The organism is Pseudomonas sp. PB105, assembly GCF_009764655.1.
GTDB classification, from domain to species: domain Bacteria; phylum Pseudomonadota; class Gammaproteobacteria; order Pseudomonadales; family Pseudomonadaceae; genus Aquipseudomonas; species Aquipseudomonas cyclaminis.
Map to the genome: position 1 here is coordinate 114,681 of NZ_RWIO01000038.1, position 20,170 is coordinate 134,850.

14 protein-coding genes are annotated in these 20,170 nt (G+C 59.2%); 7 read left to right on the plus strand and 7 right to left on the minus strand.

Annotated features, from left to right (window positions below):
• Positions 1–63: 63 nt before the first annotated feature.
• Positions 64–1,497 carry a PLP-dependent aminotransferase family protein gene (locus EJD88_RS08685; protein ID WP_158877725.1) on the minus strand — a complete coding sequence of 478 codons (1,434 nt, stop codon included), beginning with the start codon at positions 1,495–1,497 and terminating at the stop codon, positions 64–66.
• A gap of 238 nt (positions 1,498–1,735) precedes the next feature.
• On the opposite strand from EJD88_RS08685, the gene EJD88_RS08690 reads away from it, so the two are divergent.
• The gene (locus tag EJD88_RS08690; protein ID WP_158877727.1) at positions 1,736–5,092 is read left to right on the plus strand and encodes a calcium-binding protein; all 3,357 of its coding nucleotides are present in this window, start codon (positions 1,736–1,738) and stop codon (positions 5,090–5,092) included.
• A 67-nt stretch (positions 5,093–5,159) separates the two neighbouring features.
• Positions 5,160–7,004 (plus strand): hypothetical protein, encoded by a 1,845-nt coding sequence (locus tag EJD88_RS08695; protein WP_158877729.1) that lies wholly within the window; start codon positions 5,160–5,162, stop codon positions 7,002–7,004.
• Positions 7,005–7,056: 52 nt separating this feature from the next.
• Here the strand turns inward: EJD88_RS08695 and EJD88_RS08700 are convergent, their stop codons facing one another.
• The 3 genes from EJD88_RS08700 to EJD88_RS08710 all read right to left on the minus strand — a co-directional run bounded on the left by EJD88_RS08700 (position 7,057) and on the right by EJD88_RS08710 (position 9,998).
• Complete coding sequence (locus EJD88_RS08700; RefSeq protein ID WP_158877731.1) at positions 7,057–7,824, minus strand: SDR family oxidoreductase; 768 nt, start codon at positions 7,822–7,824, stop codon at positions 7,057–7,059.
• Positions 7,825–7,847: 23 nt separating this feature from the next.
• On the minus strand, positions 7,848–8,915 hold the full coding sequence (locus EJD88_RS08705; protein WP_158877733.1) for a phosphotransferase family protein: 1,068 nt from the start codon (positions 8,913–8,915) through the stop codon (positions 7,848–7,850).
• 129 nt (positions 8,916–9,044) lie between these two features.
• Positions 9,045–9,998 (minus strand): 2-hydroxyacid dehydrogenase, encoded by a 954-nt coding sequence (locus EJD88_RS08710; protein WP_099585366.1) that lies wholly within the window; start codon positions 9,996–9,998, stop codon positions 9,045–9,047.
• A gap of 223 nt (positions 9,999–10,221) precedes the next feature.
• Between EJD88_RS08710 and EJD88_RS08715 the strand changes: the two genes are divergently transcribed.
• Positions 10,222–11,499 (plus strand): serine/threonine transporter, encoded by a 1,278-nt coding sequence (locus EJD88_RS08715; RefSeq protein ID WP_158877735.1) that lies wholly within the window; start codon positions 10,222–10,224, stop codon positions 11,497–11,499.
• 215 nt (positions 11,500–11,714) lie between these two features.
• Here the strand turns inward: EJD88_RS08715 and acnB are convergent, their stop codons facing one another.
• Entirely contained in the window at positions 11,715–14,324 is a 2,610-nt protein-coding gene (acnB, locus tag EJD88_RS08720) for a bifunctional aconitate hydratase 2/2-methylisocitrate dehydratase (protein ID WP_099585364.1), read from the minus strand.
• Between the two features lie 396 nt (positions 14,325–14,720).
• Between acnB and EJD88_RS08725 the strand changes: the two genes are divergently transcribed.
• Positions 14,721–15,191: a DUF1289 domain-containing protein gene (locus EJD88_RS08725; protein ID WP_158877737.1), complete on the plus strand. Its 471-nt coding sequence runs from the start codon at positions 14,721–14,723 to the stop codon at positions 15,189–15,191.
• A 33-nt stretch (positions 15,192–15,224) separates the two neighbouring features.
• On the opposite strand, the gene EJD88_RS08730 is transcribed toward EJD88_RS08725, so the two are convergent.
• Entirely contained in the window at positions 15,225–16,088 is an 864-nt protein-coding gene (locus EJD88_RS08730; protein ID WP_158877739.1) for a universal stress protein, read from the minus strand.
• A gap of 150 nt (positions 16,089–16,238) precedes the next feature.
• Between EJD88_RS08730 and EJD88_RS08735 the strand changes: the two genes are divergently transcribed.
• Entirely contained in the window at positions 16,239–16,841 is a 603-nt protein-coding gene (locus EJD88_RS08735; RefSeq protein WP_099585360.1) for a tRNA-(ms[2]io[6]A)-hydroxylase, read from the plus strand.
• Here EJD88_RS08735 and EJD88_RS08740 read toward each other — a convergent pair.
• Positions 16,797–17,996, minus strand: coding sequence for an MFS transporter (locus tag EJD88_RS08740; protein ID WP_158877741.1), 1,200 nt, complete (start codon positions 17,994–17,996; stop codon positions 16,797–16,799). The two genes, EJD88_RS08735 and EJD88_RS08740, sit on opposite strands and share 45 nt — an antisense overlap.
• Positions 17,997–18,153: 157 nt before the next feature.
• Here EJD88_RS08740 and EJD88_RS08745 point away from each other — a divergent pair, with 157 nt between their 5' ends.
• Both EJD88_RS08745 and EJD88_RS08750 read left to right on the plus strand, forming a co-directional pair.
• Positions 18,154–18,861, plus strand: a complete 708-nt coding sequence (locus EJD88_RS08745) for a winged helix-turn-helix domain-containing protein (RefSeq protein ID WP_112195589.1) — start codon at positions 18,154–18,156, stop codon at positions 18,859–18,861.
• Complete coding sequence (locus tag EJD88_RS08750; RefSeq protein WP_158877743.1) at positions 18,862–20,139, plus strand: ATP-binding protein; 1,278 nt, start codon at positions 18,862–18,864, stop codon at positions 20,137–20,139.
• Positions 20,140–20,170: the final 31 nt, after the last annotated feature.

A 20,170-nucleotide genomic window follows, 5' to 3' on the forward strand; every position in this document is an offset into this window, starting at 1 on the left:
GAGACCTGTCCACCCTACGCCGCAGTGCTTTGCCGACCAATGACCAATGCGCCGGAAAAACCCCTAGCCAATCTGTTGGAGAATGTCGCGCACCTTGTCCAGTGCCGGGTCGATGTCCAGGGTTTCGATGGCCCCGAATCCAATAATCAACCCAGGTCGCACCGGTGCGTCGTGAAAGAACACGTCCAGCGGATACACACCCACGTCGACCTGACGCGCCAAGGTCATCAGCAACGCAATATTCACCGGCACCTTGCACAGCGCCGCCATATGAAACCCCGCCACGGTGGGTACGGCTTCGAACCACGGCGACAAGTCCCCGGCCAGGCGTTGCAGGATGCGCTCGCGGCGCCCGGCGTATACGGTGTGGCAGCGGCGGATATGCTTGAGCAAATAGCCCTCGCTGATGAACTTGGCCAGCGCCCACTGCGGCAGTGTGGAACTGTGCTGGTCGGTCAATTGCTTGGCCTTGACCACCGCGCCGTAAATCGTCGGCGGCAACACCAGATACCCCAGGCGCAGCTCGGGCAGCAGGGTTTTGGAGAAGGTGCCGACGTAAGTGACCACGCCACGGGTGTCCATGCTTTGCAGGGAGTCGGTAGGGCGGCCTTCGTAGCGAAACTCGCTGTCGTAGTCGTCTTCGATGATGATTGCGCCCAGCGCGAAAGCGCGGGCCAAGAGGGCTTCCCGACGTGGCAGGCTCATGGGCATGCCCAGGGGGAACTGGTGGGAGGGCGTGACGTAGATCAGCCGTGTGCCATCGGGGATCTGATCCACCTGAATGCCTTGGTCATCCACCGGCACACTGGCGACGCTGGCGCCCATCGCTTGGAACAACTGGCGTGCGGGGCTGTAACCGGGATCTTCCATGGCGACGATGCTGCCCGGTTCCAGCACCACCCGGGCCAGCAGGTCCAGCGCCTGCTGCGCGCCGTTGGTGACGACAATGTCATCGTCGCGGCAGTTGACGCCCCGGGAAAACGCGATATGCCCGGCAATCGCACTGCGCAGTGCCGGCAAGCCTTCGGGTTGGCTGTAGAAACCGCTGTTCTGCGCGATACGGCGCAGGGCGTCCTGGGTGCAGCGTCGCCATTCATCCTGGGGGAACTGGTTGCGGCTGGTGGCGCCGCCGAGAAACTCGTAGCGCAGGGTGTTGTCGCGGGCGGGGTGGCGCATGGGTGAGGGCAGCGCTTGCCATTTCGCCAGGTTGGCGGCACAGGCCAGGTCGGTGGCGGTTTGCAGGCGATCCGCAGGCGGCGCCCACGCGTTGACGAAGGTGCCTCGGCCGATCCTGCCCACCAGCAGACCTTCGTAGGTCAGCGTGGCGTAGGTGTCGGAGACGGTCTTGCGTGAGACGCCCAACTGCTCGGCCAGCAGGCGGCTGGGTGGCAGTTGCGCACCTGCCGCGAGACGCCCGGCGGCAATGGCTTCGCGCAGTTGCTGATATAACTGGGCCGCCAAGTCCTTGCGGCCCTTGATGACGATGTGCAGTTCCATGTTTCATCCCAAGGCGTGAATCTGCGCCAAGATTACTCGCAGGGGGCGTGCACTCAAAACGGTCTCTGCATAAACCGTCGCGTTGCCAGCAACCGCCGAATGCGTGATCAGCCCCGCGTTTGCGCTTTATGTATGCACCTCAGGTTCACCACGCAACCCTTCAGTATTGATCCAGTGCGCAAGCGGTTTTCGCATTGATCAGGCGATTTTTTATCGTCGATGACTGGAGTTCCATTCTATGGACGAGTTGCAACAAGAGGCTGCATCGGCCTCACAGCAACGTCAAAAGGCTTTGACGGATCTGGATAAAAAACTGGGACCGATGAGTATTGGCGAGATATCGGCCAGCCGGGTGGCCCTGGATAAAATGGGCGCGCGTGTGGCAGGAGCGCCGCTTTCCGAACGGCGGTTTACGGTCAGTGAAGCGGATCAGGGCTTGATTGACCAAGTGACATTTTCTGCTTCACATCTTGAGACGTATCTGGCGGCCTGTTGCGATGACACGGGTAACCAGGCCACTGCGACGTTGTTTGAACTGGCATCACTGCGTTCGCAAGTGGCGCCTGCCTTGTTGAGTGACACGCATGCTTCCGCTACGCAGGTCACCAAGTTGGAGCGACTTTTGAAGTCGGTACAAAACGTCAATCTTAACGACATGAGTGCCGCAGACTCTCTGCCGGCCTGGGCCGACAAAGTCAGAAGCGGCAGCGTTCAAACCCTGGGTTCCGGCCTTCAGCTCTACGGTTTCTACAGTGCAATACAAGGTATAGGCGAAGCGATCAGAACGGGCGACACCGCTACGCTATTGTTTGAGGCGGGTGCGTTGACTGCGGAAGGGTTATCCGTGGGGCTTGAGCTGGCGTTGGAGCGTATCGGCAAAAAAATGATGGGTGCCGCCCATGCGGCCTACAGCGGTTTTGGCGCATCGCGCGCCGGTTTGTTGTTGCGGCGCGGTGCTGGGTTGATTGCTTCGATATTGACCGTGCCTTTTGATCTTGCCCAGGCGGGCATCGCTCTTTCAAATGCGCTGAAGTCAAAAGGCAAGGAAGCTCAGGACTTGTACGTCGAAGCCGGTTTGAGTCTCGCCAGCGCAACGCTGAGTATTGGGCTTGGGGTGGCTGCGTTGGCAGGGTTCAGTGCAGCCGGACCGGTGGGTGTGCTCGCCTCGGCGCTGCTGATCATCGGCGCGCGCGCCTACGCGGCGGGTCGAGTGGTGGACGAGATAGATGATTACATCGAGCTGAGCACCCACGAGCGTCTGCGCAGCGGCTGGTTTTCGTTTGCAGGTATTGAACTCGATGAAAGCGTACTTGATCGCTACAAGATCAGTCGCACGCACAGCGTCTATTCAGCAAGCCTGAAGACCCAGGCCAGGGCAATGCTTGACGGCGAGCTGAAAGACAGTGTGCAGGCCGTTGTCAATGGCAAGTTCGAGGTGCGCCTGCAGACGGTGCAGCATTGGAAGTATCAATGGGATGATGAGGCGGGGGAGAGCCCCTACACGAAAGTTCGTGAGCCGGTCATTCAGGATGCGGATGACTACATCGACGCGGGTCAAGCGGGGGCCATTGATCAACTGCCCGATGCAACCTGGGGCACCAAGGGGCCTGAAAAAGGTGTGGTCTGGTTGCTCGGCGGGGGCAACGACTTTGTGGCGGGCATGCGTGACGGCCCGAACCACTTCCACTATGACGAGGGCAAAAAGCACCTGGTTGGCGGTAGCCAGAACGATGAATTCATGTTCAGCGTGCCGCCGGGCACCTTTGCTGCCGTAGAGACGCCTGTGCCCATCTCGAATCTGGTCGGTAACGCAGGCATCGACACCTTGAACTTTGCCGGCGTGGCAGGGCGGGCGGATGCTGTCGGGTTCAATGTGAACCTTGATGCGGGGACTGTGCATCTGGTCACCGACAATGCTCGCAACGGTGAACAGACTATGCGGTTGTGGGGCATCGAAAATGTTTCGACCCTGGCGGGTGCCTCCAGCGTTGTTACCGGTACCGGTGAAGCCAATCGTATCGTGTTGAAGGGGCGCCAAGATAACGCCGATGCTAAAGCAGGGGATGATCAGTTACTGATCAATGGCGTGGCTGCCAGGGTGAACGGTGGGCCAGGCGCCGACTACTACGAAATCTCTGAGAGTGCGAGGGATGTCGTTATTGAAGAGGATGGCCAGCAGCAGAGCCTCATTTTGCTTAACTGGGCATTCAACCGTATTCAGCGTTGGTGGATAGCGGGTAATGATCTGAAGGTGACGTCCACCAGGGGGCAGGACGGCGAATGGCCAGGCCCCAGCGTCACTATCGAGAACGTCTACGTGGCACGCGACGGCAAGCGTTGTCTGGTCAATAAACTGTTCAGCTTTCTGACGCAGGACGGCTATCGAATCGTGCCGTTGCTGCTTGAGGAATTGGAGGCGGCAGGGGAGCCGCAGGTGAGCATGGAGGTCGTCGTACCCTCCGGCCCAACGGTATTCCCCGTTATTCTGGGGCCTGGTCAGTCGGTGACTCTGGCGCCAGGCAGTTGTAATTACTTTGTCGTCCGCGGTCATGCCATGACAACCGTTGAGACGGGTGTTATTGATGAACGCTCCCGCTGCTGCCTGTATGTGGACTATGACAGTAGTGAACTCGCCGGGGTGTATACGAGCTATGAGGTGTCGTCGCGACGATGCGGTAATTTTGAATATTTGTATTATGAAAATGCGCAGATCACATTTAAATTCAACGACGGTCGAATCCTTAGCCTTAACGACTATGCAGCGCAACGGGTCGCCACCTGGACAAGTGTCGGCGGGGCATTGCAGGCATCGGCATTCAAATTGCGCGCTGAGTTTATAGTCGTTATGCGCAACGGCGTTTCTTATCGGCTGTTGCCGCCCACACAGTCTTATATTCGTGATCATGCCAGCCCAGGTTATACGGTAGACGACGGTATGCGCTCGCTGGTGTTGAGGTACGGCCATTATCCATTCTTCAGGCCGCGACGGGCCAAAAACATAAACTTGACTGCCCGACCACAACGGGTGGAATTATGTGAGGCACCACACACGTCAAGTTATCTGTTGTCAGGACGAGGTGGGGTGTATGAGGTTTATCTAACGTCTTGGGCAAATATCGAACTGTCAACGCCAGGCGCTTTGCGTAAAACGTCTGATGCGTCGACATGGGATGTTTACTGTACCGGGCTGGTCGAGAGCGTTGATATCGACAGTATTGTTGTCAGCGCCGGCCACCTGAAAATCGGCAGTGTCTCGGTACAAGTGCCCGTGTATGACGATCCGGATGTGCCGCTGGAAAATATAAGAATTCACTCAAGGGAAGGGGCGCGTTATGACATCAGGTTGGATATCAAAAAAGCCTACCTCTCACAGGTGACCGCCACGCTTGGCAGCTCGGTTGCCGGGCTGCTCAAGTTATTACGTCAGAGCCGACAAAGAAGCACTGTGTTTGTACCTCTCATTCCGATAGTGGGTATCAACATGGCCGATGGGACGCTGGGAAGTATTTATTATGATGTTGCGGCTGATGACTGGAAGTTGAAGGCCGAGGGCATGCGGCCTGTTTCGGCCGATCAACTCGTTATTTCAATTTAAGTTGACGTGCTCACGTTAATTTAATGCGGCTCTTTCAGTCAGTCATTACATAGTCTAAGGACATTCTATGAAGCAATTTACTTCCCCCCCGTTACAGTCGGCTCCAGGGCGCGCGACCAACCGCCCCAGCGGTGCCGCTCCCGACGCCCGGGTTTCTTCGCCTGTCTTTGACTTCGCCGCCGGGCCCAGACCGCCTGTCGCCATACCCGTTCAAGGTGATCTTTCTCCTGACGTATCTGGCGCGACTTATCGGCGCATTATTGATTTGCCGTCATCCTCCGACGCCACTTCAGGCGCTGTGTTCGTTCCCCCTGGCGACCCCATACCGGCACCTGATCCCGTCACCGGGCTGCGGGAGTCTGAAGAGCGAACTTACTTAAACCTTAAAACCGGCCCCAACCTGAACGAGATAACAACGATTGTTGTCGAGCGCGATCCCAGCACCGGCGAATGGCGAGAACGGCCGCTCAGTTCGCGCCAGGTACGCGGCCCGGCACTTCACCGGATGCAAGCGTCGAACACTTGGCGCGCCGGTACTTCAATCGACTCATCCTCTTCTTCCCCAAGCATAAGCGCCAGTTCATCCTCTTCCTCATTGAGTCACAGTACTTCATCGGCCTCGCTGGCCGCTGCAGCGAACACTATTAGTTTATCGAACGTCGCACGTATTGACCCAGTCTGGAATATTGATCTTTATACATTGCCGGTAAATGTCCCGCTTACGAACGTGCCTGTATTTCGTGGAAAAAAACCCTTCATGATCGGGGCCGAACTATATTTTATGGATGTCAACTATGGGAACTTGTCAGGCAATGTTCCTCTTGCAGTTTCCGATCTGTTTGCAGTGGGTAAGACAGGTATACTGAAAAAGGTTGGATGGATCGGGGAGGAGGGTATTTATACAATCAATAATGTGCAGTATTTATCGATGAACTCCGGGTTTTGCAAAGTCTTGTTCGACAGCGCGCAGTTGCATTTTAAAATGGTCGGGGCAGGCACTCAAGGCGTACCAGATATCTTCATTGAAATGGGCGGCGCCCCCGACTCGTGGGTGCCGGTACTCGCCATCGATAAAATACCAAATCTTCTACAGTCATCCCGAGCGATCTGCGGGTATCCGGGGCGAACGGGGGCGTTCGATTGGGTTAATAGCAGTATTGACCAGCGGGTATACAGTTATGTGCGCAGTTATTTACGGCAAATAATAGGGTTTTGTGAACCGAACATCCGCCGTGCACCGGTAGCGGAAAAAGGCGCGTTGATAGACGCTTATATATGGCGGCAGGGTTACCCTTATGACTGTCTGGCGTCAATTCACAATGCGCTGCCGCCGGGAATGCCGAAATTTGACGCGCTTCAAGGTTTGGCAACAATCAAATGCTCAAAGAACGGTAACTTCAACATGCAGCGCATCGTGGGGCAAATGCAACTGTACTATCCTGAGAGAGAGCGATCGCAGTCCGAAAATGCGCTGCTGGAAAAGTGGAAAGTAGTACGTGATGCCCGCGACGACAAGGGCAAGGGTAAATTGAATGAAAAGATGTATGAGGCCCGATTGACCGAGGATGGGTATACGTTGCTGCGTGGCGGAACCTACGGCGAAGGGCAGAATGGCTTCGATTGCGTGTTTGAAGGGCCGACTGGAAGTATCTATCTTCTGGAAGCCAAGCATGTCAGCTCTAACTCTGCCGGCAAGCTTGGCAGCGTCAGTCTCGGATCGACAGTACACTCACGGCAAATGACCAACACGTGGGTGCACAACGTATTGAAGTCATCCGATCCCAATTTGCCTGCAGCACGACGTGTTTTCGAGGCCATGAGTAATGGGCAATTATTCAAGTTATTAGGCGTCACTACTCCCGAAGGCAAGCTGTGCATTTTCAAGATAGACATGAGCCCGGTCGATTTCTAAGCGTAGCGGGCGGTATCGGGAGCGAGCACGTTCGCTCCCTTGTTTGCTGGCGTCAGGACAGGAAACCACCGTCCACATTCAGCGACACGCCGGTGGTATAGCTGGACGCATCACTGGCCAAAAACAGCACCGCACCGGCCATCTCGCTTGGGTCGGCCACGCGCTTGAGCGGGATCTGCGCCAGGGCCATTTTCAGGATCGCGTCGTTCTTCACCAGTGCCGAGGCGAACTTGGTGTCGGTCAGGCCTGGCAGCAGGGCATTGCAGCGGATGCCGAACTCGGCGCATTCCTTGGCGAACACCTTGGTCATGTTGATCACGGCGGCCTTGGTCACCGAGTAGATGCCCTGGAATACACCCGGCGAGATGCCGTTGATCGAAGCCACGTTGATGATGCTGCCACCGCCGTTTTCGCGCATCAGCTTGCCGGCTTCCACCGACATGAAGAAGTACCCACGAATGTTCACGTCAACGGTCTTCTGGAATGCACCCAGGTCGGTGTCCAGCACGTTGCAGAACTGCGGGTTGGTGGCGGCATTGTTGACCAGGATATCCAGGCGGCCGAACTGTTCGCGAATGCCGGCGAACGCCTGGGTGATCTGCTCCATTTCACCGATGTGGCAGGCAACTGCCGTGGCCTTGCCGCCGTCTGCGATGATCGCGTCGGCCACGTGCTGGCAGCCTTCAAGCTTGCGGCTGGAGACGATTACATGGGCGCCTTGCTGGGCCAGCAACCTGGCGATGGCCTCACCGATGCCACGGCTGGCGCCGGAGACAAACGCGATCTTGCCGTCGAGGTCGAACAGATGAGTCTTGGACATGGGGGTTCCTTGTTTTTGTGCGATCAGAGGGCTGATTTAGCGATGACGTTCAGGCTCATCTGCTCCAGCAGCTTGTTCATGTGAATGAACTGCGCAAAGCGTTTGTCCTGGGTCTGGCCATGGAAGAAGCGGTAGTAGATCTGCTGCACGATGCCGGCCAGGCGGAACAGGCCGTAGGTGTAGTAGAAGTCGAAATTGTCGATCTGGATGCCTGAGCGTTCGGCGTAGTAATCCACGAACTCACGGCGGGTCAGCATGCCGGGCGCATTGCTCGGCTGGCGGCGCATCAGTTGCACCGGGGCCGGGTCCGCCGCTTCGATCCAATAGGCGAGGGTGTTGCCCAGGTCCATCAACGGATCGCCGAGGGTGGTCAGTTCCCAGTCCAGCACGCCGATGATCTGCATCGGGTTGTGCGGGTCCAGGATCACATTATCGAAGCGGTAGTCGTTGTGCACGATGCTGGATGTGGCGTGGTCGGCTGGCATCTTGTCATTGAGCCAGGCGCGTACCGCCTCCCATTTAGGCGCATCGGGGGTCAGGGCTTTTTCGTAGCGGTCGCTCCAGCCGCGGATCTGGCGCGCCACATAACCTTCGGGCTTGCCCAGGTCGGCCAGGCCGCAGGCGTTGTAGTCCACTTGATGCAGCTCGACGAACTTGTCGATGAAGCTCTTGCACAGGGCTTCGGTGCTGGTCGCGTCCAGGCCCAGTTCGGGTGGCAGGTCGGAGCGCAGGATGATGCCGTTGACGCGCTCCATCACGTAGAACTCGGCGCCGATCACCGATTCATCGGTGCAATGCACGTAGGCCTTGGGGCAATAAGGGAAGCCGTCTTTGAGCTGGTTGAGAATGCGGTATTCGCGGCCCATGTCGTGGGCGGACTTGGCCTTGTGACCAAACGGCGGGCGGCGCAGGACGAACTCCTGGTCGGGGTATTCCAGCAGGTAAGTCAGGTTTGACGCGCCGCCGGGAAATTGGCTGATCGTGGGCGTGCCGCTCAGGCCAGGGATATGGGCCTTGAGGTAGGGATCGATCAGGCTGGCATCAAGTTCTTCACCTGGGCGAATCTGGGTCGATTGGTCATTCAGCGCCATGCTTATCCCTTCTGCTTATTCTAAAGGCCTTGGACTATTTCCTAATCTAATGCGCACAACCGCCCAGCGACAAGGTCGGGGCGGCTTAATAGGTTAGCGTGTTGGCGGGCGATCAGCGTGCCTGATCGGTCATTTTACGGGCGCGGGCAAGGCTACGGGGGTGAGCACCGCTCGGCCGGCGAAGTACTCCACCAGATTGTCGGCCACCCGTTGCACGGTGTCGTGGGCGGCTTCCGGCGACAGGCCCGCCACATGGGAGGTGAGCACGGCATTGCTCAGGTGCTTGAGAGCGTCGGGGACATTGGGTTCGTCGTCGAACACATCCAGCGCGGCACCACCAATGCGACGTTGTTCAAGGGCAGTGATCAGGTCGGCGGTGACGATCACGCTGCCACGGCCGATATTCACCAGGTAGCCATTGGGCCCCAAAGCATCCAGGGCGAGACGATCGATCAGGTGACGGGTGCTCGGGCCTCCAGGCGTGGCCAGGATCAGGAAATCCGAGGTGCGCGCCAGTTCCACGGCCGTGGCGCAGTAGGTGTAGTCCACATCGTCACGGGGCTGGCGGTTGTGATAGCTCACCTCCATGCCAAATCCGAGGGCGGCGCGCCTGGCGATCTCCAGGCCCACGGCGCCCAGTCCGAGAATGCCCAACTGCTTGCCGCCGAGGGAAGGGCGCATCACTTTGGGCCATTCCCCACGTCGCACGGCGGCATCGGTCTGCGGGATGCCGCGCACCAGGGACAGCAACAGCGCCATGGCGTGGTCCGCCACCGACGGGGCGTTCACCCCGGCGCCGTTGGTGACCACGATCCCGCGGTTGCTGGCCGCCTGCAGGTCCACATGTTCATAGCCGGCGCCGATCACGCAGATAATTTCCAGCAACGGCAGGGCAGCGATTTCCTCGGCATACAAACCCAGCGGGCCACGGGTCAGCACGGCCTGGATCTGGCCGCCGTGAACCTTGATGGCCTGGGCGCGTTCGGCGGGCGTCGGCGCCAGGATCACATGAAAGTCGTTGCTCTCGATAATGGGCAGGTAGTCGTTGATGGTTTCAACCAGGACTAGGACAGTGGTGGTCATCGGACGGCTCTTCCTTGGGGAGGCGGTATGGAAGAGAGAGTATGCGACATTTTATAGGGGGTTGATGCAAGGACTGCCGCAGCGGCACGGGACTACCATTCCTCAGCTAAGTCTTTGCTTATTCACAAGAATCCCGGACAATCCGGCCCCTTCTATGGTCGGGGCGCTGCCTGTCAGGTTTTTCTGACTCGTCCCGGCCGTGTAAATGCGGAGATCCGACCGGATGAATGATCAGGCCAATAGCGTCGACGAACGCTATGCAACGACACCTGCAACCCTCACAAGCTGGAGCCGCCAGGACACCACCTGGATGCTCGGCCTGTTCGGCACGGCCATCGGCGCCGGTACTTTGTTTCTGCCCATCAACGCCGGCCTGGGTGGCTTCTGGCCGCTGCTGATCCTGGCGGTGCTGGCGTTTCCGATGACGTTCTTTGCCCACCGTGGCCTGACCCGTTTCGTACTCTCCGGGCGTGAAGGTTCGGACATCACTGACGTGGTGGAAGAACATTTCGGTATCAAGGCGGGTGCACTGATCACCTTGCTGTACTTCTTCGCCATCTTTCCGATCCTGTTGATCTACAGCGTGGCGCTGACCAACACGGTCAGCAGCTTCATGGAACACCAACTGCACATCCTGCCGCCGCCACGGGCGATCCTGTCGTTTGTGTTGATCCTTGGCCTGCTGGCCGTGGTGCGTTGCGGTGAGCAGGTGATCGTCAAGGCCATGAGCCTGATGGTGTACCCGTTTATCGTCGCCTTGCTGTTCCTCGCGGTGTACCTGATCCCACACTGGAACGGCGGCATCCTCAGCACCGCCAGTGTAGTCCCGGCGCCGTCTGCGTTGCTCAATACCCTGTGGCTGGCGATTCCGGTGATGGTGTTCTCCTTCAACCATTCGCCGATCATCTCGGCCTTCGCGGTTGACCAGAAACGCCAGTACGGCGCCCATGCCGATGAGCGCAGCTCGCAGATCCTGTCCCGCGCGCACCTGTTGATGGTGGTAATGGTGCTGTTCTTCGTCTTCAGCTGCGTGCTGACCCTGTCGCCGGCGCAACTGGCTGAGGCGAAGGCGCAGAACCTGTCGATCCTGTCGTACCTGGCCAACCACTTCAACAACCCGACCATCGCGTTTGCCGCGCCATTGATCGCGTTCGTGGCGATTGCCAAGTCGTTCCTGGGCCACTACATCGGTGCCAGTGAAGGCCTCAAGGGCTTGGTGCTCAAGAGTGGTCGTCGTCCGGCGGCCAAGACTCTGGACCGCATGACTGCTGCCTTTATGCTGGTGGTGTGCTGGATCGTTGCCACGCTGAACCCAAGCATCCTCGGCATGATCGAAACCCTCGGCGGGCCGATCATTGCGTCGATCCTGTTCCTGATGCCGATGTACGCCATCCGCAAGGTGCCGGCCATGGCCAAGTACCGTGGGCAGGCGTCCAACGTATTCGTGACGGCGGTTGGCCTGGTGGCGATTACGGCGTTGGTGTATTCGTTTATTGCTTGAGGTCTGACGCAGCTTTCAAGGGCAGCACAGGTCTAAATGTGGGAGGGGGCTTGCCCCCGATAGCGGTGTATCAGCCACCCATGAATTGGCTGACCCACTGCCATCGGGGGCAAGCCCCCTCCCACATTTGCTTTTCAGTGTTATGAAGATCGTATTCCAGGCATAAAAAAACGCCGCGTACCTTGCGATACGCGGCGTTTTTTCACATCAACACCTTAGGCTTGAATCACCGGTATGTTGGCGCTTGCTGCGATCTTGCGGAACTCAGCGATCTGGTCGAAGTTCAGGTAGCGGTAGACGTCACTGGCCATGGTGTCCAGTTTCGCCGCGTAGCCCATGTACTCTTCGACGGTCGGCAGGCGACCCAGGGTAGAGGCCACTGCCGCTAGCTCAGCCGAGGCCAGGTAGACGTTGGCGCCATCACCCAGACGGTTCGGGAAGTTACGGGTCGAGGTCGACACAACGGTCGAGTTCGGTTCTACACGTGCCTGGTTACCCATGCACAGCGAGCAGCCCGGCATTTCCATGCGCGCGCCAGCCTTGCCGTAGATGCCGTAGTAGCCTTCTTCGGTCAGTTGGTGAGCGTCCATCTTGGTCGGCGGCGACAGCCACAGACGGGTTGGCAGCTGCCCCTTGACCTGTTCCAGCAACTTGCCGGCAGCGCGGAAGTGACCGATGTTGGTCATGCACGAGCCGATGAACACTTCGTCGATCTTCTCGCCGGCAACGCTGGACAACAGACGGGCGTCGTCCGGGTCGTTCGGTGCGCAGAGGATCGGCTCGTTGATTTCGGCCAGGTCGATCTCGATGATTTCGGCGTATTCCGCGTCGGCATCGGCTTCCATCAGCTCTGGGTTGGCAACCCAGGCTTCCATCGCTTGGGCACGACGTTCCAGGGTACGTGGATCACCGTAGCCTTCGCCGATCATCCAGCGCAGCAGGGTGATGTTGGAGTTCAGGTACTCGGTGACGGACTCTTTCGACAGCTTGATGGTGCAACCGGCAGCCGAACGTTCGGCCGAGGCGTCGGACAGCTCGAAAGCCTGCTCCAGCGTCAGGTCGTTCAGGCCTTCGATTTCCAGGATGCGGCCCGAGAAGGCGTTTTTCTTGCCTTTCTTCTCGACGGTCAGCAGACCGGACTGGATCGCGTAGTAAGGAATGGCATGAACCAGGTCGCGCAGGGTGATGCCAGGTTTCATTTTGCCTTTGAAGCGCACCAGGATCGATTCCGGCATGTCCAGTGGCATTACGCCAGTGGCTGCGGCGAAGGCGACCAGACCGGAACCGGCCGGGAACGAGATGCCCATCGGGAAACGGGTGTGGGAGTCACCACCGGTACCGACGGTATCCGGCAGCAGCATGCGGTTCAGCCAGCTGTGGATGATGCCGTCGCCTGGGCGCAGCGATACGCCGCCACGGGTCATGATGAAGTCAGGCAGGGTGTGGTGGGTGGTCACGTCGATCGGCTTTGGATAGGCCGCGGTGTGGCAGAAGGACTGCATCACCAGGTCGGTCGAGAAGCCCAGGCACGCCAGGTCTTTCAGTTCGTCACGGGTCATCGGACCGGTGGTGTCCTGGGAACCCACGGTGGTCATCTTCGGTTCGCAGTACGTACCTGGACGAACGCCTTTGCCTTCCGGCAGGCCGCAGGCCTTGCCGACCATTTTCTGCGCCAGGGTGAAACCCTTGCCGGTGTCGACAGGCGCTTCAGGCAGCTTGAACAGGTCGGTAGGGCCCAGGCCGAGTTCGGCGCGAGCCTTGTCGGTCAGGCCACGGCCGATGATCAGCGGGATACGGCCGCCGGCGCGGACTTCGTCCAACAATACCGGGGTCTTCATTTCGAAGGTGGTCAGGACTTCGTCGGTGCCGTGTTTGCAGACTTTGCCAGCATGGGGGTACAGGTCGATCACGTCGCCCATGTTCATGTTGGTAACGTCGAATTCGATCGGCAGTGCGCCGGCATCTTCCATGGTGTTGTAGAAGATCGGAGCGATCTTGCTGCCGAAGCAGAAGCCGCCGGCGCGCTTGTTCGGCACGTAAGGAACGTCGTCGCCGAAGAACCACAATACCGAGTTGGTCGCCGATTTACGCGACGAACCGGTACCGACCACGTCACCGACGTAGGCGATCGGGAAGCCTTGGCCACGCATCTCTTCGATCTGCTTCATCGGGCCAGTCTTGCCTTGCTCGTCCGGCACGATGCCTTCGCGAGCCATTTTCAGCATGGCCAGGGCGTGCAGCGGGATATCTGGACGGGACCAGGCATCAGGCGCAGGGGACAGGTCGTCGGTGTTGGTTTCGCCGGTGACCTTGAACACGCGCAGGCTGATCTTGTCAGCCAGGGTAGGGCGGTTGCGGAACCATTCGCCGTCAGCCCAGGACTGGATCACGCCTTTGGCGTGCTCGTTGCCGTTCTTGGCTTTTTCGGCCACGTCGTGGAACGCATCGAACATCAGCAGGGTGTGCTTGAGTTGGGCGGCAGCGACAGGCGCAAGCGTGGCGTCGTCCAGCAGCTCGACCAACGTCACGATGTTGTAGCCGCCTTGCATGGTGCCAAGCAGTTCAACAGCGCGTTTCTTGTCGATCAGGGGGGAAGTGGCTTCGCCCTTGGCCAGGGCAGACAGGAAACCGGCCTTGACGTAGGCAGCTTCGTCAACACCTGGTGGAATGCGGTTGGTGATCAGGTCAACGAGGAATTCTTCTTCGCCAGCCGGAGGATTTTTCAGCAGCTCGACCAGGCCTGCGGTTTGTTCGGCGTTAAGCGGCTGGGGAACAATACCCAGGGCTGCACGCTCTTCGATATGTTTGCGGTAGGCTTCAAGCACAGTTATTACCCTCATCAGTGGTCCCACGGGACGCTCATCCAGAAATGAACGGCACGCATGCGCTCGGGGGCTTTTTGGGCCGCAAAGCCAGCGCTGCCGGCATTCCTCACAGAAGCTGCTTTCAAAGTTTTACGCCTGCAGAACGGAGCTGATGAGGGTTGGCGCGGTTTTTGACCTACCGGGGTCAAACCCGCGCCAACACCGTTCTGAAGGAACGACTGTGCTCGTGACGCTTTGAAAACAGCTTCCAGCGGATTATTGGCGCCTTACAAGGCCGGATGATTCTACGGCAAAAAATTTCTAAAGGTAAGTTGCCACGGCAAGTTTGCTGGGTGATCAACCTTAGACAAAGGGCTAACATGGCGCACTGTTTCGCTGATTTGTGTGTTGTTGCCCATGTCCAACCAAACCATCAAGACCCCCTGCGTCGGCCTGTGCTCCACGGTTTACGGCGATCTGGTGTGCCGTGGCTGCAAGCGCTTCCACCACGAAGTGATCCTGTGGAATGGCTACAACGAAGAGCAAAAACGTGCGGTTTGGCTGCGTCTGGAGCAACTGCTGGTGCAGGTGATGGCCGGCAAACTGGAGATTTTCGACCCCAAGACCCTGCGCGGTCAGTTGGAACAGCGCAAGATCCGCTTCGTGCCGCACCAGTCCGAGTACTGCTGGGCTTATCAGTTGATTGCCCGTGGCGCGCGGGTCATCAATAACCTGGAGGCGTACGGCATGGTGCTGTTGCCGGAGTTTCGTGATTGGGCCTTGCCGGACCTGCGCGATGCGATTGACCGTGAGTTCTTTATCCTGTCCGAGGCGCATTACCAGCGCTATATCGCGCCCGGTTTCCTCAGAGACGCGCTACCAGACTGATAACGCGGATCAAAATGTGGGAGCTTCAGCGTCTCAGGGTTTGGTGGCGAGTTCTTCCAGATGATCCATCAACGTCTGGGGCTTGAGTACCAGTACATCCCCCTCGACCTTATCCAGCACTACCTCTGCCGTATTGCCGATCAGTGCACCGGAAATGCCGGTGCGCGCTACGGTGCCGATGATGGTCACGGCCGCCTGCAGTGTGTGGGCAAAATGTGGAATCAATACGTCGGCCGGGCCTTCCTCGATATGCAGGTGTTTGTCATCGACATCGAACTCGGCCTGAAATGCCCGGCACTGCTCGCGGTAGCGCGCCTCGATGGTTTCCTTGAGCTGGAAGGTCGGGTCGGCTGCCGACAGCATCGGTGACGGATGGGCGCTGATCACATGCAGTTGCGCCTTGGCCAGGCTGGCGATATCAAAGCCATGGTCGATGATCGCGTTGTGCAACGAGCGATGCTCACCATCGTTATTTCCCACATCGATGGCCGCCAGAATCACCTTGCCGGCCCACGGTGCAGCGGTCTTCACCAGCAGCACCGGCGTCGGGCAGTACCGCAGCAGCTTCCAGTCCCCCGGCGTCAGCAGCGCCTTTTTCAGCGGGCTGTCGGGAAAGTGTTGCTTGACCACCAGGCCGCAGCCCTCGGCCTGCTGCACGTCGATGATGGTTTCATGCAAGCTGTCATTCCACCCCTGCTCGGTGGTCACGCTGTAGCCATCCTCCTGCAAGCCTGCCTTGAGCAGACTCAGCAGTGCCGAATGCTCATGTTTCTTGTCGCAGACCAGCAAGTGCAGGTGCGCGCCGGTGACCTCGGCGATCAGCTTGGCGCGCTTGAGGGCCAGGCTCTCTGAGTGCTCGGGCTCGATGACCACCAGGATGCTGCGGATGGCTTGCATGGTGGGGAACTCCAAAAGAGTGGGCGTGGGGTAACTATAGTTGCTGCCCGGCAGCCGTCATGTTGATGCACATCAAGGCCAGTGGCTGGTGGTCTGCGGCGTGGTCGGTATAATCGCCGGCCTTTTGTGATCCTTTTGCCCGTGAGCCCGATGAACCTGCCAGAAATCCACGAATTCCTCGGTTGCCGCACCCCTGACGCCTGGGTCCAGGCTGCATTGGCCGACCAGGAGACCCTGCTGATCGACCACAAGAACTGCGAATTCAAAGCCGCGAGCACCGCCCTGAGCCTGATCGCCAAGTACCACGGCCATGTCGACCTGATCAACATGATGTCGCGCCTGGCCCGCGAAGAGCTGGTGCACCACGAGCAAGTCATGCGCCTGCTGAAAAAGCGCAAGATCGAACTGCGCCAGTTGCACGCCAGCCGCTATGCCTCGGGGTTGCGCAAGGTTGTGCGCAGTCATGAGCCAGTGAAACTGGTGGACACTCTGGTAGTCGGCGCTTTTATCGAAGCGCGCAGTTGCGAGCGATTCGAAGCGCTGGTGCCGCATTTGGACGAAGAACTCAGCAAGTTCTACTTCGGCCTGCTGAAAAGCGAGGCGCGGCATTTCCAGGGTTACTTGAAACTGGCTTATCAGTACGGCGACGCCAAGGATATTGCCCAGGTGATCGAGCGGGTCAGGGCGGCCGAGCAAGAATTGATCGAGTCACCTGACGTCGAGTTCCGCTTTCACAGTGGCGTGCCAGCCTGACGCCACGGCCACGCCGAGCAAGGTGGTGATCGCCGTCAGTAGCAGGATCACTGTTTGCGTGCCAAGTGGCGCTGCGAGTATGGCAATCATCAGCCCTGCCAAGGGTTGCGGCAGGTTATTGATCAAGGTGATCACGCCCACCGTCTTACCGAAGTCCTGCGCCGGAATCACCCGCTGACGGGTGCTGCGCAGGTACACGTTGAACATCTTGTCGAAACCGGTGACCAGCAGGAAACCCAAGGTGTAGCCCCACAAGGTCGGGCTGACCGCCATGATCAACGCCCCTGCGGCAATCGTTGAATACGACAGCCCGCCCATGACCTTCAGCGCCAATGACGAGCGTGCCAGGTAAGACAGGATGACGATGGTGGCGACCGCGCCGGCCGCTTGCAGCAGGGCGTAGGTATCCTTGCTGGCTGCATATTGGCCCGTAACCATTGCCGCCGATGTGGCCAGTGTCACGCCAATCAACAGGTTCACGCCGACAGCGAGGGTAATGACCCGCTTCAGTTCCGCCAGGCTGCGGATATGCCCGAAGGCAATGCGCAGCGGCTGCAACCAGATGTCACGGTGCTGTGCATGGCTTTGCAGGCTCACCGTGGTAGTGCGTTGCCAGATCAGCATGGCCAGGTCTGCCAGCACAAACAGCCCGCCGACAGCCAGCACCACCCAGTGCCAAGGCCATATTTCGAGCATCAGCGCTGCCACAAGCGGGCCCAGCACCAGGCCGCTCTGGTCGGCGATTTGTGAATAGGACAAGGTCTTGGTGTAGGTGTAGTGCTTGAAGATATGCGGCATCAGCACCTCACGGGCCATGATGCCTTGGGTGGTCAGCACGCCGCACAATGCAGACAGCAGCACCAGCCAGTAGATACCGTCGAATATCCCGTACAGTGCCACCGCCAGCACACAGGCCAACGCCCGGTAGGCCTGGCTGATGTGCAGGATGCGCACCGGCGAATACTTGTCGCACAGGGCGCCGCACACCGGGAAGGCCAGGAAGCGAGGCAGCGATTCGATAAAAAATGCCAGGCCTGCCCACGACACGCTTCGCGTGGTCTGGAATACGATCAGCGGCACGATAAACAGCAGGATCTGGTCCGCCAGGCGCGACAGGAACAGCGAAACAAAGAACGCCAGGTAATCCTTGCGCATACAACTCCTTGTGAATGGCGTTAAAGAGTGCGGGCTATTTGTAAAAAACTCTTAATAACATGAAGCTTGCGTGGCAGCGTCCGGCTGAATGCTTCAGTTGCCCAGCTTGCCACCTATAATGCGCGCTCTTCAATCCGCGTGCGCACACAGAGAACGTATGGAAAACCTGGGTCAGGGTAAGGTTCTGCTCATTGAGGACGACGAAAAGCTGGCGGGGCTGATCGCGCATTTTTTATCACAGCATGGCTTCGAGCCCCGTGTGGTGCACCGAGGCGATGAAGCCCTGGCGGCGTTCCTGGCGTTCAAGCCGAAAATCGTCGTACTCGACCTGATGCTGCCGGGCCAGAGCGGCCTGCAGGTGTGCCGCGAGATTCGTAGCGTTTCCGACACCCCCATCGTCATCCTCACCGCCAAGGAGGATGACCTGGACCATATCCTCGGCCTGGAATCCGGCGCCGATGACTACGTGATCAAACCGATCAAGCCGCCGGTGCTGCTGGCGCGCCTGCGCGCGCTGCAACGTCGCCAGCTGCCGGAGCCGACCGTGCGCGGGGCGCTGGCATTCGGTCGATTGGCCATCGACCGCAGTTGCCGGATGGTCAGTCTGGGTGACGACAAGATCGACCTCACCACCATGGAATTCGAACTGCTGTGGTTGCTGGCCAGCAACGCCGGCACCATCCTTTCTCGCGATGACATTCTCAACCGCATGCGCGGCATTGCATTCGACGGCCTTAACCGCAGCGTCGACGTGTACATCAGCAAACTGCGCGGCAAGCTCAACGACAATCCCCGCGAACCGGTGTGCATCAAGACTATCTGGGGCAAGGGTTATCTGTTCAATCCGTTCGCGTGGGAGGTCTAGATGCTGCGCTTGTACATGCGCCTGTACATCATCCTGGCGCTCGGTTTGGCGGGGGCGATCTGGCTGGTCAACTACACCTTCGATGAGCTGCTGCCCGAAGCCAACGAAACCTATAACCGCGAAGCCATGCGCGGCCCGGCGTATGGCCTGGTGGAACAACTGCGCCTGCTGCCGACCGATGCTCGCCCGGCGCGGCTGGCCGAGCTGCAGCCCCATTACGGCTTGCTGCTCAAGCTGGTTCATCGTGATGAGTTGGCCCTGAGCCCCCGTGAACAACAATTGCTGGCAGACGGGCGCCTGGTGGTGCGCGGTGACTTCATGGAGTTCATTGCCCGTATCGACAGCAGCCCGCAACTGCTCGAAATCAAACTCCCCGAAGAGCCTAAATGGCTGTACCTGTGGGCCTACAGCCTGCTGGGCCTGTGCCTCGCGGTGGTGCTGTATTTCTGGGTGCGCCCGCACTGGCGTGATCTGGAGCACATCCGCCTGGCCGCGCAACGTTTTGGCGACAACGACCTCGGCTCGCGCATCCTGCTGCCGCGCCGTTCCACCGTGCGTGAACTGGCCGGGCACTTCAATCAAATGGCCGAGCGCATCGAGAGCCTGATCGCCAACCAGCGCGAACTGACCAACGCGGTGTCCCATGAGCTGCGCACGCCCATTGCGCGCTTGTCGTTCGAACTCGACCAGCTCAAGCAGCAGGCCGATCCGCGTCAACGCGGCGAGTTGATCGCCGATATGTACGCCGACCTGGGCGAACTGGAAGAAATGGTCTCCGAACTGCTGACCTACGCCAGCCTGGAGCGCGGTGCGACCCAGGTCACCCGCGAGCCCATCGAAGCCCACAACTGGCTCGACAGCGTGATCGGCAGCGTCGCGCTGGAAGCGGAGGCGGCAGGCATCCAGTTGTCGCTGCGTGCCTGTGAGGTGGATGTGATCCAGATCGAACCGCGCTTCATGGCGCGGGCGGTGATCAACCTGCTGCGCAACGCCATCCGTTACGCCGAGCACCGCGTGGACGTGTCGCTGATCAAATTCGGCAACGGTTATGAGGTGCGGGTGTGTGACGACGGCCCCGGAGTGCCCGAGGACGGACGAGCGAAAATCTTCCAGCCGTTTATGCGCCTGGACGCCAGCCGCGACCGCCGCACCGGCGGCTTCGGCCTGGGCCTGGCGCTGGTGCAGCGAGTGTCCCAGTGGCACGGCGGGCAGGTGCACGTGGTGGACTCGCAATGGGGTGGGGCGTCGTTTCGGATGACCTGGGCGTATGCCGAGTAACGTCGTCGCCCCCCGTTCTTTTTGTGCCAGG